This window comes from Streptomyces sp. NPDC031111 (genome assembly GCF_055570675.1).
The window spans coordinates 1-13931 of record NZ_JBVIGS010000050.1; the positions used below are offsets into that span (position 1 = coordinate 1).

The following is a 13931-nucleotide window of genomic DNA, read 5'->3' on the forward strand; positions in this document are numbered from 1 at the left end:
GTCCTGCGCGGCATCGAAGCGCTGGGCAAAGCCGGAACGAGCGAGAAGACCCTGACCGACATCGCCGACACAGCCCTCGCCGTACTGCCCCGCCCCGCCCACTGACGGCCCGCTTCATCACACGACGCTTCTGCGGTGGCCCATGCAGACGGAGCCCGCAGGTTGGGTCCGCCAGGCCGAGGCCGACGCCGGAGAGCATGAAGACCGGCTGACCACCGCCGAACTCGAAGTGAAGCAACCGCGCAAGGAAAACGCAGAGTTGAGGCGGGGTCAATCCCGTCCGCCGGGCCCTCGGACTGTCGCCGGCGCCGTACTTTGCCCGCAGGAGCAGGCCGAAGTCCGGTCCGCCGGCTCCGCGTCGGCAATCAGGTTCCAACCGTCCGGTGGAGGACAGCGTGGGGCGTAGGCGTGGACCCGTTGATCATGCTGCGGACCCGGTCGGGGTCGGGTCGGGTTCGTTGTTGTGGGCCAGGAGGGTGGCCAGGGCGTTGAAGGCGAAGCGTGCGGCCACTGCTTCCTCGGGGGGCTCGGCCAGTGGGTGGGTCCCGAGTTCCGCGGCGAGGTCGCGCTGCTCGGAGACGAGCGTGAAGACGGCGGCGAAGTCGGCCGAGTCGATGGTGGTGGTGCCGAGTTCGATGGCGAAGCCGCGTCGTGCAGGGCATCGGCGGCGGCATCGTGCTTCCCGTGACGATCTCGATCCTCACTCGCACCGCCGGACCCGAACGGATCGGACAGGCCACGATCGCCATCGCCCTGCCCCGCCAACTCGCGCCGATCCTCTGTCCCGTCATCAGGGCCTTCCTCCTCGACAAACTCAGTCGGCACTGGCTGTTCTCTGTCAACGCCCCGCTGTGCCTGGCCACCCTCGCCCCCGTGTTCCTCCCGCACGAGGCCGGCCACCGCGGGCACGCCTTCGATCTCACCGGCTTCCTGCTCATACCTCAGGACCCGGGAACCGCGGTCTTCCTGCTCCTCGGAGGACGTTGAGTCCGTTTCTGACAGCGGCCTCGTCCGGGCTGAGTAAGGAAGCCTTGGCGAGTGAGACGTCCGAGGCGAGGGCGGGTGACGTTGACGGATGCCTCGTCGGCAGGCGTACGGATAGCGCTCCGACCTTGACCGCGCAGAAGTCCGGCGTCTCGATCGCCATCTCGCCGCCGAACATGTGTGACCAGAAGCGGGCCAGGGCGAGGTCAAGCGCCTCACAGCGGGCTGGACGGTCGGCCGGTCACCCCATCCAGCCCCACTCCCCCGGCGCCGGCTCTTGGCAGACGCAGCACCACAGCATCTGCTCGGTGCGCGCGTCCACCGAGTGAACACCCTGGACCGACACTCCAGACTTGGATAGATTATCCATCCAGGTTTGGATGGAAAGTCCGAGAGAGAACTCCTGCGCCGCGTGAGTGCCTGCACGAGCACCGGGACGGCAGCAGGGTCAGGAGGTGAGCGACAGTGACAGCGCTACGGAGGGCGGGGCGATGACCTCGACGGGCAACCGTCCGGTGAGCAGCCAGGACGGCACGCAGCCACGGGACGGGCGGCTCCCCGATCCGGCGATGTCCGGAACGCCGGAGGACGAGCACCTCTTGGCCGAGGCCGAGAAGATCGCCCAGGCCCTGGGCCGCATGTTTCCCGGCATCTGCGAGGTCGTACTGCATGACTTGCGTGACCCGGACCACGCCATCCGCTTCATCGAGAACAACCTCTCGGGACGGGAGGTAGGAGACTCCGCCACGGAACTGGGTCTCGCCCGCATCAGGGACCCGCACTACCCCAGTGTCATTCAGAACTATGCCAACCAGTTCCCCGACGGACGCCCCGCGAAGAGCACCTCGATCGGGATCAAGAACGCTGCCGGGCAGTACATCGCCGCCCTCTGCCTGAACCTGGACATCTCGACGCTCTCACCCATCACGCTGACTCTGTCGAACCTGGTCGCGACCGATCCCGAGAACCGGGACTTCCAGTTCGAGAGGCTGGGCGACCGGAGCCGTCGGGAACTGCGCGAAGTCATCGAGACAGCGGCCGCCGAGCGCTCCACGACCCCGCGTGCCTTGTCCCGGGAAACGAAGAAGGACCTTGTGCGACGCCTGTACGAGGACGGCTACTTCGACACCCGCAACGCCGCCCAGACCATCGCGGACCTCCTCGGGATCTCGCGAGCCAGCGTTTACTCCTATACGAAGTGAGACGATGAACACCAGCGGGATCACCACGGGGAACGACCTCCCTGACGCGGACGGCACCCCTTCGATCAATACATTCGACAGCCCGCAGCTGGCCCGGCCGACAGGCCACTACTCGCACATCGCCACCCACCGCGGAGTGGCCTACATTTCCGGTCAGCTCCCCGTCACACCCGACGGCACCCCCCTGTGCGGCGAGCCGTTCGAGGTCCAGGCGCGCCAAGTGCTCAGCAACCTCGACGCGTGCCTGGCCACGGCAGGCGCCAGCCGCGACAAACTGCTGTCGGTCACCGTCTATGTGACCGACATCGGTGACTGGCCGGCCTTCGACAAGGTGTACAAGGAATGGCTCGGGATGAGCAAGCCTGCGCGAGCCGTAGCCGGCGTCGGTGAGCTGCACTACGGGGCGGCGGTGGAGGTGCACGCAGTTGCAACTCTCGCCTGACCACCACCGAGTGCGGAGCACCACCCAACTGTCAGGGCCGACCGGCCTGCCATCCGGCACCGGTCCTGGCTCTCCTCCAAAGGATGGACGTATCTCGTGAACCCCACCCTGTCCCCGGCCGCCGCTGTGACGACGCTGGCCGACCCCGACACCCCGTTCGCCGTCGTCGACGTGCACAAGACCGTGCGCAACATCGAGAGATTGGCGAGGCGTGCCGACCGTCTCGGCGTCACCCTACGACCGCATGTGAAGACGGCCAAGAGCCTTGATGTCGCGGCTCTGTTGAACGGCGGCGCCCCGTGTCCGGTCACCGTCTCCACGCTCGCCGAGGCCGAGGCGTTCGCCGACGGCGGCTACACCGACATCACGTACGCCGTCGGTATCGATGCGCACAAGCTTCCCCGTGTCATCGCCCTCCTGCGCCGCGGCGTCACCCTGCGCGTCCTGCTCGACAGCCGCGAACAGGCCGCGTTCGTCGCCGAGGCCGCCCGCGAAGCCGGGCTCGCCATCCCCGCCCAGATCGAGATCGACTGCGACGGCCACCGCGGCGGCCTCAAGGCCGATGCTCCCGCACTCGTCGACATCGGCCGCGTCCTGCACGAAGCCGGATGCCTCGACGGCGTCCTGACCCACGCGGGCGAGTCGTACTTCGCCTACACCCCGGAAGATCAGCGGTTGGCAGCCGAGAACGAGCGCGACACCGCGGTCGCGGCAGCAGAGCGGCTGCGCGCCGCCGGGTGGCCCGTCGGCACGGTCAGCGTCGGCTCCACACCGACCGCGCACGCGGCCGAGGACCTCACCGGTGTCACCGAACTCCGCGCCGGCAACTACGTCTTCTTCGACCTCGTCATGGCCGGGCTGGGCGTCTGCCGCGTGGAGGACCTCGCGCTGTCGGTGGTCGTGACCGTGATCGGCCATCGCCCCGAGTACGGCTGGATCATCACCGACGGCGGCTGGATGGCCATGTCCCGGGACCGCGGCACCTCGGTCCAAGCCCAGGACCAGGGCTACGGACTCGTTCTCGACCTGGCCGGAAACCCGATCCCTGGACTCGTCATGACCGGCGCGAGCCAGGAGCACGGCACCCTCACCGCCCGCGACGCCGCCGACCGGCCCAACCTGCCCGTCGGCACCCGACTGCGCATCCTGCCCAACCACGCGTGCGCCACCGCCGCTCAGCACCACAGTTACCACGTCGTCGACAGCACCCAGCCCACAGACCGCGCGCCCGCCGTCCGAGCCAACTGGGAACGCATCAGCGGCTGGTGACCAGCAGTCCTCGTGGTCCCCGGGGACTGACAGGCTCGACATCACACTTCGCGAACCCCGAGAGTCCGGCCCCGGCCTTGCGCCGTCCCGGAGACCTCCGCCTGGTCCACCGCGGGGTCCAGCCGGAAGTCCTCCACGCGTCAGGACCGGTTCCCGATGCCCCTCCGGTACCAGCGGCTTCAGTGGCCTCCGCCGAGGGCAACGAGTGCGGTCCGCAGCTCACGGTGTGAGCACCGGCATCCCAGGGGTGCTTTTGATCGTCTTCATGGTGAACTGAGAGTTGGTTCGTGCCACCCCGGGGAGACCAGTGAGTTCGGCCATGTAGAAGCGCTCGTAGGTCGCCAGGTCGGGTACGGCCACCCACAGCAGATAGTCGGGCTGGCCGAACAGTCGCAAGCAGTGCACCACCTCGTCCAGTTCGGCGACCGCTGCTTCGAATGCCTCGATGGTGGCTTTGTCCTGCACTGCCATCTCGACGGTCAGCAGCACAAGGAACCCACGGCCGATTGCGGTGGGGTCCGCCGCGGCATGGTAGCCGGTGATCACGCCACTGCTCTCGAGTTGCCGCACCCGGCGCAGGCACGGAGACGGGGAGAGGCCCACGAGGTCGGCCAGTTCGGTATTCGCGAGACGCCCGTTCTCCATCAGGTGCGCAAGGATTGCTCGATCTGTCCTATCCATGGCATCAGATGCTAATGACGGGCGGTGATGCGTGCATTCTTGGCATCTTCTGCCTCGGGTTCTTGGCTAGTGTTCCCACATCGACGTGTCCACCACGTATCCGGAGGCGCTGATGCACAACGACCCGATACTCGGACTGAACGAGGACGACAGAAGGACGGCGAGCCGACTCCTGGCCGAGTTCTTCGACGACTACGAACAGTCCATCGCCGAGCGCCCACTCGTACCCGCGGTGGACCGGGAGGTTCTCGCCGGCCTGCTGGAATCGCCGTTCCCCGACAGGGGCATCGGAGTGGAGGGACTCTTCCGCGAGATCAACCAGAAGATCATCCCGAACTCGACCGCGGTGGCCCATCCGCGGTTCCTCGGCTATGTACTCGGCCCGCCCAACGGTATAGCGGCGTATGCCGAGGCGATCGCTGCCACCATTAACCAGAACTGCAATTTCTGGCAGCTCTCGCCGGCCGCGAGCGTGGTCGAGCGCGCCGTCATCACGTGGCTGAGCGGACTGTTCGGCTACGGCGATCAGGCGGGCGGGATCCTCACCGGAGGTGGCTCGATCGCCACCCTCAACGCCCTTGTCGTCGCCCTCCACGCCCGTCGGCCCGCCTTCCGCGAGGAGGGGCTGCAGTCGACCGGCTCCCCACTGGTGATGTACACATCGGCCGAAGCACACCGATGCGTCGACAAGGCCGCCGCCATCCTGGGTGTCGGACTGAACAACGTCCGCCACATCCCCACCGACGATCGCTACCGCATGCGAGTCGACATCCTGGAGGAGACCGTCCGCGCCGATCGGGCGGCCGGGCTGGAGCCATTCTGCGTCGTCGCCACCCCAGGAACCGTGACCAGCGGCTCCATCGATCCGATCGCCGACATAGCGGACGTGTGCACACGCCAGGATCTGTGGCTGCATCTCGACGGCGCGTACGGCGCGCTGTTCGTGCTGTCGGAACGCAAGCGTGAGGCGTTCGAGGCATGCGGCCGAGCGGACTCCATCGCCCTCGACCCGCACAAACTGCTGTTCGCCCCCCTCGAGGCGGGCTGTCTGCTGGTACGTGACCGCACTCGGCTGACGCAGGCCTATGCCTTCCCTTCCTCCTACCTCACCGTGGAGGAAGATCCGCAGATGGTCGACTACATGGACTACGGACCCCAACTGTCCCGCAACTTCAAGGCCCTGAAGGTATGGAGCGCCCTGCAGACCTTCGGTGTCGACGCCTTCCGGGCCGCGATGGATCACATGCTCGGCCTCGCCCAGTACATGGCCGACCTCATCAAGGCCGCTCCGGACCTGGAACTCATGACACCCGTATCGCTGACCGCCGTCTGCTTCCGAATCAAGGGCGCCACCGAGGCCGCGCACGCTGCCGTACTCGCTGCCCTGATCGAGGAAGGCACCGCACTGCTCGGCCCTGCCCACCTCGACGGCCGCCACGGCATGAGGGCCTGCGTCACCAACTACCGCACCACCCACAAGGACATCGAACTGATCATCGACCGCCTGTCCGACCTCGCCCGCCACCATGGCGGTCCGGTCGACGACGCCCTGGAGATGGCCCAGTGAGCAGCGATCCGGCTACGGGAACCGGTCCGGCACATGCGATGTTCGCCGCCGACCGGGCCGCTCACAGCATGGGCATAGAACTCCTGGAGGCCGCGGACGGCTCGGTCGTGGTCCGGATGACGGTGACAGCGGCCATGACCAACGGTCACGGTACAGCCCACGGCGGCTACGTCTTCGCGCTCGCGGACACGGCGTTCGCCTTCGCCTGCAACAGCCACGGCCCCGTCACCGTCGCTGCGGGCGCCGACATCGTCTTCACCGCCCCCGCCAAGGAAAGCGATGTGCTGACGGCATCCGCTCGTGAGCGCACCCGGTTCGGCCGCAGCGGGATCTACGATGTGACCGTCCTCCGGGGCGCGACCGTCATCGCCGAGTTCCGCGGGCGCAGCCGCATGATCGAAAACGGCCGGGAACTCCCGGCCGGCGAGGCTTCCTCAACTCGCGGCGAACACCGTCCATGACTCCGCGAGACGGAATCCCATCGCCTGGTAGAGAGGCACGCCCAGCGCGCTGGCGTGCAGGAAGGCAGTGCTCGCACCGTCCTCGTACGCGTCGCGCAACACCGCCGCCGTCACTGCTCTGCCGTAGCCGCGCCTGCGGCACTCCGGCCGAACCGCGATGTTGAACACCCCCACCATTCCATCCACCACGACACCGAATGAGGTCGCCACGGCTTCACCCCCGCTTCGGCCACATAGGCCCGCATCGAAGGATGCTCAAGAACGGAGGGCAGAGCAAACACGGAGAAGGCGTCCTCCGGGCACTCGTACCCCGCCGCCAGGACTTTCCCATAGAGGTCGCTCTCATCGCCCAGGACCCGCCGGACTTCCAGCCCTTCGGCCGTGGGTGCCGTCAGGTCGCCGTCATCGAGGTCCTTCAGCATGAACGGCAGTGTCCTGCGCTGTGCCAACCCCTGGGCGACGGCGGCTGCCACGATCCGGTCATCCACCTCTTCCCCTCGTACGTGGAGACTCCATGCAAGGGATGCCGAACTCGGAGAGGCGGCGAAGTCGGCGACCTCGTCGGCGTCGGCTGTGCGTGCCGTGTTGATGACGCCATTGAGAACAGACATGGGAATACCCGTGACAATCTCGGACGTGCCTTACCGACCCGGCTTGACGCGCCCCCCCGGTAGACTCTTCGCGAACTCGGCGACTGCTGTCATCCATGCCTGGGCACCGGCATCCACCTGCCCATTCATCGCCATGGATAGTCGTGATCAGTACCTTTCGCGCAACTCTTCGGTCCGGCAGTGGTCAGCCGGTGGTTCCGCTCGCCAAGGGGGCGTCGAGGCGGCGGGTGCAGAAGTGACGTGGCCGTTGACTTGCTACGCCGCATCGGCGTGAGAGCGGCGGCGGGCAAGGATTGTCATCTCCAGGAGGCCCTCTTCGAGGCTGACACGCGGTCGGTAGCCGAGGACGTTGCGGGCAGCACTGATGTCATAGATGCGGTCCCGGCCCAGGAAGGCGACCAGCCACTTGGTCAGCGGTGGTGGAGTACTCCTGCGGAGAACGCGGGCGCCGAACTCCAACAGGGCCCCGATCGGTGCGACCACGAACAGGGGGAGACTCCGGCTGGTGGAGACGTCGACACCTTGGGTGTCCAGCAGAGCGGTGAAGAGGTCGCGGACCGGCATGGGGGACCCGTCGGTGACGTAGTAGGGGACACCGTGGTCACCCTCGATGAGGGCGAGCGCAACGGTGTCAGCGAGGTTGTCGACGTGAATGAAGTCCACGATGTGGCGGCCCTTGTCGATCCACATGAACCGCCCCTTGGCGGCGTCGGCGGCCGTTTCCGCGATGTTCATCCCCGCCCCCCAGACGAGCGGTGGCCGCAGGATCACCAGGGTCGTCCCGCGCGACGCGGCGCCGCGCAACGCGTTCTCGGTTTCCAGCTTGATCCGGAAGTAGGCAGTGACGGGGGTGCCGTTGTCGGTGTTCTCGTCGACCACGGTGGCACGTGGCGTGCCGGTGGACACAGCGGCTGCGCTGATGAGCACGAACCGAGGTACGTTCGCCGCGACTGCGGCTGCGTGCAGGGCGACAGTGGGATCGTGATTGTCGGCACGGAAACCCGCGTCATCGCCCCAGAACTCCATTCGGGCCGCGGCATGCACGACGGCGTCGACCTCATGCAGTTGGTCCAGCCACGCCGGCGACGAGGCCGCCTCGCCGGCCACCGTGAGCTCCAGGAGATCGCCCAGCACCGGCTCAGCTCCCGCATCGGCCACCTTCTGCGCGCTCGCGGCGGAGCGGGCCAGGGCGAGGACGGCGTGACCCTCCGAGCGCAGTCGGCGTATCACGTGCTGACCGACGAAGCCGCTTCCGCCGGTTACGAAGACACGCATGAATGAGTCCTCCTCGTGGCTGAGGTTCTGTTTCGGTGTGGATGCATGGGATGCAAGCGCCCGGTGGACGGTTTGCGTGTCGCGGTCACCTGAGATCTCCGCCGCAAGACCGACCGTTCTGCACCCTTAGCTTGGCAAGAGGCCCACACCTTGTCAATACAGAACGTTCTACCTCCTTGAGGATGGGCCGAATGCCTGGATGGCCGACGCAAGTAGATCCAGCCGATGGCCGAGCGGCTGCCGGACGGCACCACGCAGACCCTGCGGCAGTTCGTGAACCAGTAGCCGTGGGAGTGGACGTGTGGACGACGGTGCGGCAGCGGATCGCTCAGCGGTTGTGCGAGGCGCTCCGCCCCCGAGGTGTCGGCCGTTGATGACGTGTCGTTCCCCGAGTGCGGGACGGCTTCGGCCGGGGTCGCCCGGCAGTACTGCGGGGCGCTGGGGAAGCGGACGACTGCCAGGGCAGGGTCAGCGTGCACGCGGCCACCGATACCGCGTCCTGCCCGCCGGGCCGCAGCCGAGCCGTGGCAACCCGCCTACGGCGGGCTGGGACCGCCGACCCTGCCCCGTTACCGCGAGGCCGCCAAGTCACTGACCTCGCTGGTCGACTCTGACACCCGCTTCAAGGAGGTCACCTGCTCGACCCAAAAGCGCGCGTCAGCCGATGGCGACGCCCTTGGAGCGCAGGTAGGCGACCGGGTCGATGTCCGAGCCGTAGTCCGGGGTGGTGCGGATCTCGAAGTGCAGGTGCGGGCCGGTGACGTTGCCGGTCGCGCCGGAGAGGCCGATCTGCTGGCCAGCGGTCACGGTCTGGCCGCTGGAGACCGAGAGCGAGGACAGGTGGGCGTACTGGGCGTAGTGGCCGTCGGCGAGCTGGATGACGACCTGGTTGCCGTACGCGCCGCCCCAGCCGGCCGAGACGACGGTGCCCGCGCCGACCGCCTTCAGCGGGGTGCCACTCGGGGCGAGGAAGTCGACGCCGGTGTGGTGGCCGCTGGACCACAGACTGCCACCAGCCTTGTACCCGGTGCCGAGGGCGACGCCGGACACCGGGGTGGTAAGGCCGTTGACTGTGCCGGAGGTCTTGGCTGCCGTGGTCCCCTTCTTGTCACCCTTCGTCGTGGAGGGCTTGTGAGTGGACGAGACCTTCGGAGACGAATCGGGCCTCGAAGTGGACGTGGCGGACGATGACTTGGGGGCGGCTTTCCTGGCAGTCTTCGTCGTGGAGGGCTTGACGGTGGACGAGACCTTCGAGGACGACTCGGACCTCGAAGCGGGCCCGACGGACGACGACTTGGGGGCTGTCGACCTGGCCTTCTCACCGGTGATGGTGAGCTTGAGGCCCGGACGGATCAGCGACGGGTCGGCACCGATGACCTCGCGGTTGTCGGCGTAGAGCTGCTCCCAGCCACCACTGACGTTCTGCTCGTCGGCGATCTTCGAAAGGGAATCGCCGGCCTTCACCGAATAGACCCGCACGTCCTTGGCTCCAGCCGCGGCCTTCTTGGCCGCCGCCCTCTGGGCTGCCTTGTCCTGGTCCGGCGTCCACTGATCTGTCCTGTTCTGGTCCGTTTTCTCCTCGGCAGCCATCGGACCGAGGGCTGAAACGGGCTCGGGGGCTGCCTTCGGAGCGGACTTCGAAGGAGCGGCATGGGCGCCCACCGCGGCACCGGTGGCTCCCATGAACAGAACAGCAAGAACGCCGCGGCCGGTTCCGGCGACGGTTGGGACAGCAGCTGCCAATCCAGCCACGACCGCCAGGGCGAGGCTCAAGAAGATGATGTAGCGACGGACGGCCATGACGGCACCACCCAACCCGAGGGAGAACGTTCCTTCTACTCCTTCATGATCAAGCGAGCTATGTCGATCTGTCAAGACCGAACGTTCTACCTCAGTCGCGTTCGTGGTCGTGTCGGCGAATGACAGGGGTCAGGAGGCCGTTTGGTGCACACGCCCGTTCGACGCCAAGCACCCGTTGAGGCGCTGACGAGCGGAGTGCCTTCGGCGTGCGCCGCCGCCCGAACATCTTGCTTACCGCTCCACCGAGGAGCCGAGGCGACCGAGCACGGCGGCTATAGGTCCGGGGCTGTTGGGTGCGAGCCGTACGAGCAGATGAGCGAGGGCGTAGCCGGTCTCGGTGATGTCCTTGGCGAGGGGGGCCCTCATCCAGGCGTAGACGGCGTTCCTGAGGGTGCGGACTGTCGACTCGGACGGGGCGAGCAGCCGGTTTCGTCCTGCGGCGGCGCTGGTGTGCAGGCGGGCTGCGCTGGCCCAGTCCCGGGCGCGGACGGCGAAGTGGCCCTGGAGCTCGTGAGCGAGGACGGTGCGCAAGTGCTGACCGCCGAGATGGTCGTGAACGTGAACAGCGAGCCGCTCGGCAGCAGCCTGGGCAGCCGCCCAGTCGCCGGCGCGCTCGGCCGCCCAGGCAATCTCGAGCAGTGCACGGTGCTGGGGCATGCCGTCGTCCCACCGCGGGTCCGGTGGGTCGAGGACGGCCGCGGACGGATGCGCCGCCACTGCCGTGGTTGTGCCGTCCGCGGACAACAGGTACGCCTCCACGGACCCCGAGGGCCGACCGATGCTGACCCGGACGGGCCGCTGCAGAACCGCGGCCTGCTCGCGCGGGAAGAGCCACGCCTCGCTGAGGAGTTCCTGTTCGCCGTCCTGGCCGGACAGCAGCGTGTCGCGAGTGTGCACTGTGCCGTCCGGTAGGACCAGCACCGTCGTCAGCGGGTCGAGCGGGGTGGCTGTCGTGGAGCCGGGTACGGTCATCAAGGACTCCCTCACAAATGGGTGGCAGTTGAGCGGTAATGGCCACTTGGGGCGTGACATACGCCAACGGTGTTACGTTGGGCGAGGAGCCTTTTGTTCCGGTGTTCGCGAGGCGGCGGGATGTCGGCCGTCGTGCTTCCCGCCGATCTGGCCAGCTCCCTTACCGCAGCGGCGTTTGCTGCAACTGATGGCCGGGTCGGTCGTCGGTCCGGTCTTGGACGGGGGAACAGCCGGCCTTTGGCGGAGGAGGTCGGCCACGCTGAGGTCGGCGAGCAGGACAGCATGGTGGGGTGAGTGACCTGCCGTGGGATGGCGTGAAGTGCTTCTTCGACCTGGACCTGATGGGTCGTTGCCGGACGTACGTGTCCCGAACGTCTCCGTGAAGGACTGGCAGGCCGTCCTCGACCTTGTCGCGGAGAGGGGCCGATCACGCCTAACGAGCTCGTGCACGGTAGGCAGTGAGGCGTCGAGTTCCTGATCGTCGATCATGGTGGTGTGGTGGGGAACGCGTCTCGTGCAGTGATCATCAGCGACCGAAGAATTACGGGCCTGTCGGCCGACGTGATTGCTGAACTCGTGGCTGAGCTTGGCCCGTTGTGGCATGAACGGCACCAGGACAGGCTCGCGTCCAAGCCGCGGAAGCGGGCGATCGGTGCCGGCGCGAAGCACCGGCTGGTCTTCGTCGACCGGCTCCTGGCCACCCTCGTGCACCTCCGACACGGGGTCACCCACGACCTACTGGCCTGCTGGTTCGGAGTGGACCGCTCCACCATCACCCGCGCCGTCGACGAGGTACGACCACTGCTCGCCGAACGTGGCTGCACCGTCAGTCCCGGAGTGCGGTTGCGGACCCTGGCCGAGGTCGTCGACCACCTCGGCGCCAGCGGAAAGACCGGCATCATCGACGGCACCGAGATCCGGGTCCGTCGGCCGGCCGCCGGACGCAAGGACCGGGACAAGTTCATATCCGGCAAGAACAAGCAGAACGCGGTCAAGACCATGGTCGTCACGGATGGCGACGGGCGGGTGCTGTTCTGCAGTCCGGCCAGGCCCGGCAGCTGCGCGGACATCACCCATGCCCGCCAGCTCGGGCTGGTCAAGCTCCTGGCCGACGGACCCGCGGTGGAGATCCTCGCCGACGCCGGCTACCAGGGCCTGGGCGCGCAGACCGGCGGACGGGTGATCACCCCACCGCACCGCAAGTTCAAGAAGAACGCTCCGGACTGGTACGAGGAGATGCACGAGCGGCAGCGCAAGGCGCACTCCTCAAGGCGGATCCGAGTCGAACACGGCATCGCCCACTTGAAGAACTGGCGGACCCTGACCCGCCACCTCGGCCGCCGCGAACACATGAGCCACACCGTCCAGGCCATCGCCGGCCTACTGTCCCACCAGCAGACTGCGGACCTGGCCTCGGCACGGCAGCTGTGAACACGGAGCCATGTCGAAGCCTTCGACGCCTCACTGCCTACCGTGCACGAGCTCGTTACATAGGTTCTGTCTCTTTGGTCAGGGTCGGGTCCAGATGAGGATGCCCGCGAGGTGGAGTGCGGCCTGGTAGGCGATCGCGGGCTTGTCGGTTCGTGCGGCCAGGCCGCGCCACTGCTTGAGGCGGTTGATGCACCGCTCGACGGTGTTCCGCTGCTTGTATGCCTCGCTGTCGAAGCCGGGCGGCCGGCCACCGAGTCGGCCTCGCCGCAGACGGTGGCCGACCTGGTCCGACGGCTGAGGGATGACCGCGCGGATGCCCCGGCGCCGCAGGCGGCCTGACGCTGCCGCAGCCGGGCGGATACAGCGACATGGTCGACCGCAGGGGCGCCGACATCACCACCGCCCCTGCGGTCAGCTCTTCAGCAGGCTTCCGGCGGCCGGGACGTGCAACAACTGTCCGAGCTCTGCGACGAGTTCAGTGATCACGTTGACCTACAGGCCCTGCCTGACACCTGGGTGGCCGGGAACGGGACCTCGGGAACGCGCAGTTGGTTGGTGGCGTCGATGCCGAAGTAGCGACCGTCCCAGTAGTCCACTTCGCGCACGATGAGTCCGTTCCGGAAGTCGACCGGAGCGATCGCTCTGATTTCGCTGCCGAACAGTTCGGGTGAATCGGTGAAGGGCCACGCTCGCGCCCCTTACGTACCCGCCGAGCCTGATCAGGACCCAGTGAACAGGTCGGCAACACGGCAGGACCGGCTACCCGCAGTCCCCCTGTCCGCCCCCGGGCAGCCTCCTCTGCCGGCGCGGTGCAGACGGGCTTGAGGAGGCAGGCGACCTTACCCCGTCCCCCGAACAAGGCAGAACGTTCTATCTTGCTACTCAGGTGCGTCTCCGCTAAGTTGATCGCGTATCCGATCGTTCTACACACTCAGCCTGACCTCACATCCGAGCGTCACCAGCGACGCGGGTGGTGGTGCCATCCTGCTGGACTTCCTCGCGCGGTGGGGGCAGGCCCAGGTCCTTGGAACTCGGTTTGTCTGCCGTTCGTTTGCTGGGCCGAAGCTCGCGGACACGATCAATCGCTGATCGTGCGGTGCGTCGCAGGCCCGGATCTGATCACTGTCCCGCCCCGTCATGAGGTGGGACGCAACACCGCACACAAGGAGAGAACCCAGTGGCCGAGCTGTTCTACGACGCCGACGCCGACCTGTCCATCATCCAGGGCCGCAAGGT

The 13931-nt window shown here is 67.4% G+C and carries 14 protein-coding genes and 2 pseudogenes; 9 read left to right on the top strand and 7 right to left on the bottom strand.

Annotated elements, in window-relative coordinates:
• The first annotated feature begins 651 nt into the window (after nt 1-651).
• The 4 genes from ACZ470_RS40220 (at nt 652) to ACZ470_RS40235 (ending at nt 3897) form a co-directional block, all read left to right on the top strand.
• Nucleotides 652-987, top strand: a complete 336-nt coding sequence (locus ACZ470_RS40220) for an MFS transporter (protein ID WP_468434919.1) — start codon at nt 652-654, stop codon at nt 985-987.
• Between the two features lie 566 nt (nt 988-1553).
• On the top strand, nt 1554-2186 hold the full coding sequence (locus ACZ470_RS40225) for a helix-turn-helix transcriptional regulator (RefSeq protein WP_468434930.1): 633 nt from the start codon (nt 1554-1556) through the stop codon (nt 2184-2186).
• A gap of 4 nt (nt 2187-2190) precedes the next feature.
• Nucleotides 2191-2628 carry a RidA family protein gene (locus tag ACZ470_RS40230; RefSeq protein ID WP_468434920.1) on the top strand — a complete coding sequence of 146 codons (438 nt, stop codon included), beginning with the start codon at nt 2191-2193 and terminating at the stop codon, nt 2626-2628.
• A 96-nt stretch (nt 2629-2724) separates the two neighbouring features.
• Nucleotides 2725-3897: a DSD1 family PLP-dependent enzyme gene (locus ACZ470_RS40235; RefSeq protein WP_468434921.1), complete on the top strand. Its 1173-nt coding sequence runs from the start codon at nt 2725-2727 to the stop codon at nt 3895-3897.
• 219 nt (nt 3898-4116) lie between these two features.
• Here the strand turns inward: ACZ470_RS40235 and ACZ470_RS40240 are convergent, their stop codons facing one another.
• Nucleotides 4117-4578, bottom strand: coding sequence for an Lrp/AsnC family transcriptional regulator (locus ACZ470_RS40240; protein ID WP_468434922.1), 462 nt, complete (start codon nt 4576-4578; stop codon nt 4117-4119).
• 85 nt (nt 4579-4663) lie between these two features.
• Here ACZ470_RS40240 and ACZ470_RS40245 point away from each other — a divergent pair, with 85 nt between their 5' ends.
• Entirely contained in the window at nt 4664-6145 is a 1482-nt protein-coding gene (locus tag ACZ470_RS40245) for a pyridoxal phosphate-dependent decarboxylase family protein (protein ID WP_468434923.1), read from the top strand.
• A gap of 68 nt (nt 6146-6213) precedes the next feature.
• Nucleotides 6214-6606 (top strand): hydroxyphenylacetyl-CoA thioesterase PaaI, encoded by a 393-nt coding sequence (gene paaI / locus ACZ470_RS40250; protein WP_468434924.1) that lies wholly within the window; start codon nt 6214-6216, stop codon nt 6604-6606.
• Here the strand turns inward: paaI and ACZ470_RS40255 are convergent.
• The 3 genes from ACZ470_RS40255 to ACZ470_RS40265 all read right to left on the bottom strand — a co-directional run bounded on the left by ACZ470_RS40255 (nt 6580) and on the right by ACZ470_RS40265 (nt 8492).
• Nucleotides 6580-6783 carry a GNAT family N-acetyltransferase gene (locus ACZ470_RS40255; RefSeq protein WP_468434931.1) on the bottom strand — a complete coding sequence of 68 codons (204 nt, stop codon included), beginning with the start codon at nt 6781-6783 and terminating at the stop codon, nt 6580-6582. The two genes, paaI and ACZ470_RS40255, sit on opposite strands and share 27 nt — an antisense overlap.
• Nucleotides 6717-7217 (bottom strand): hypothetical protein, encoded by a 501-nt coding sequence (locus tag ACZ470_RS40260; protein WP_468434932.1) that lies wholly within the window; start codon nt 7215-7217, stop codon nt 6717-6719. The genes ACZ470_RS40255 and ACZ470_RS40260 overlap by 67 nt, the downstream gene beginning before the upstream one ends.
• Nucleotides 7218-7472: 255 nt before the next feature.
• Nucleotides 7473-8492 (bottom strand): NAD-dependent epimerase/dehydratase family protein, encoded by a 1020-nt coding sequence (locus tag ACZ470_RS40265; protein ID WP_468434925.1) that lies wholly within the window; start codon nt 8490-8492, stop codon nt 7473-7475.
• A gap of 195 nt (nt 8493-8687) precedes the next feature.
• Between ACZ470_RS40265 and ACZ470_RS40270 the strand changes: the two are divergent.
• Nucleotides 8688-8998, top strand: a pseudogene (locus ACZ470_RS40270) (transposase); the annotation flags it as partial.
• A 151-nt stretch (nt 8999-9149) separates the two neighbouring features.
• On the opposite strand, the gene ACZ470_RS40275 reads toward ACZ470_RS40270, so the two are convergent.
• Nucleotides 9150-10175 carry a peptidoglycan DD-metalloendopeptidase family protein gene (locus tag ACZ470_RS40275; RefSeq protein WP_468434926.1) on the bottom strand — a complete coding sequence of 342 codons (1026 nt, stop codon included), beginning with the start codon at nt 10173-10175 and terminating at the stop codon, nt 9150-9152.
• Between ACZ470_RS40275 and ACZ470_RS40280 the strand changes: the two genes are divergently transcribed.
• A complete protein-coding gene (locus ACZ470_RS40280) occupies nt 10143-10415 on the top strand; it encodes a hypothetical protein (protein WP_468434927.1) in 273 nt (90 codons plus the stop codon). The two genes, ACZ470_RS40275 and ACZ470_RS40280, sit on opposite strands and share 33 nt — an antisense overlap.
• Before the next feature lie 108 nt (nt 10416-10523).
• On the opposite strand, the gene ACZ470_RS40285 is transcribed toward ACZ470_RS40280, so the two are convergent.
• Entirely contained in the window at nt 10524-11264 is a 741-nt protein-coding gene (locus ACZ470_RS40285) for a hypothetical protein (RefSeq protein ID WP_468434928.1), read from the bottom strand.
• 576 nt (nt 11265-11840) lie between these two features.
• On the opposite strand from ACZ470_RS40285, the gene ACZ470_RS40290 reads away from it, so the two are divergent.
• Nucleotides 11841-12695 (top strand): transposase, encoded by an 855-nt coding sequence (locus ACZ470_RS40290; protein WP_468434929.1) that lies wholly within the window; start codon nt 11841-11843, stop codon nt 12693-12695.
• A gap of 78 nt (nt 12696-12773) precedes the next feature.
• On the opposite strand, the pseudogene ACZ470_RS40295 reads toward ACZ470_RS40290, so the two are convergent.
• Nucleotides 12774-13082 (bottom strand): annotated as a pseudogene (locus ACZ470_RS40295) (IS5/IS1182 family transposase); the annotation flags it as partial.
• Nucleotides 13083-13931 lie beyond the last annotated feature (849 nt).

What these genes read in the sequence shown, in the direction of transcription:
- ACZ470_RS40225 (WP_468434930.1), top strand. Translation starts at nt 1,554, where the DNA reads ATGTCCGGAACGCCGGAGGACGAGCACCTCTTGGCCGAGGCCGAGAAG.
- ACZ470_RS40230 (WP_468434920.1), top strand. Translation starts at nt 2,191, where the DNA reads ATGAACACCAGCGGGATCACCACGGGGAACGACCTCCCTGACGCGGAC.
- ACZ470_RS40240 (WP_468434922.1), bottom strand. Translation starts at nt 4,578, where the DNA reads ATGGATAGGACAGATCGAGCAATCCTTGCGCACCTGATGGAGAACGGG.
- paaI (WP_468434924.1), top strand. Translation starts at nt 6,214, where the DNA reads ATGGGCATAGAACTCCTGGAGGCCGCGGACGGCTCGGTCGTGGTCCGG.
- ACZ470_RS40255 (WP_468434931.1), bottom strand. Translation starts at nt 6,783, where the DNA reads ATGGTGGGGGTGTTCAACATCGCGGTTCGGCCGGAGTGCCGCAGGCGC.
- ACZ470_RS40260 (WP_468434932.1), bottom strand. Translation starts at nt 7,217, where the DNA reads ATGTCTGTTCTCAATGGCGTCATCAACACGGCACGCACAGCCGACGCC.
- ACZ470_RS40265 (WP_468434925.1), bottom strand. Translation starts at nt 8,492, where the DNA reads ATGCGTGTCTTCGTAACCGGCGGAAGCGGCTTCGTCGGTCAGCACGTG.
- ACZ470_RS40280 (WP_468434927.1), top strand. Translation starts at nt 10,143, where the DNA reads ATGGGCGCCCACCGCGGCACCGGTGGCTCCCATGAACAGAACAGCAAG.
- ACZ470_RS40275 (WP_468434926.1), bottom strand. Translation starts at nt 10,175, where the DNA reads ATGGGAGCCACCGGTGCCGCGGTGGGCGCCCATGCCGCTCCTTCGAAG.
- ACZ470_RS40285 (WP_468434928.1), bottom strand. Translation starts at nt 11,264, where the DNA reads ATGACCGTACCCGGCTCCACGACAGCCACCCCGCTCGACCCGCTGACG.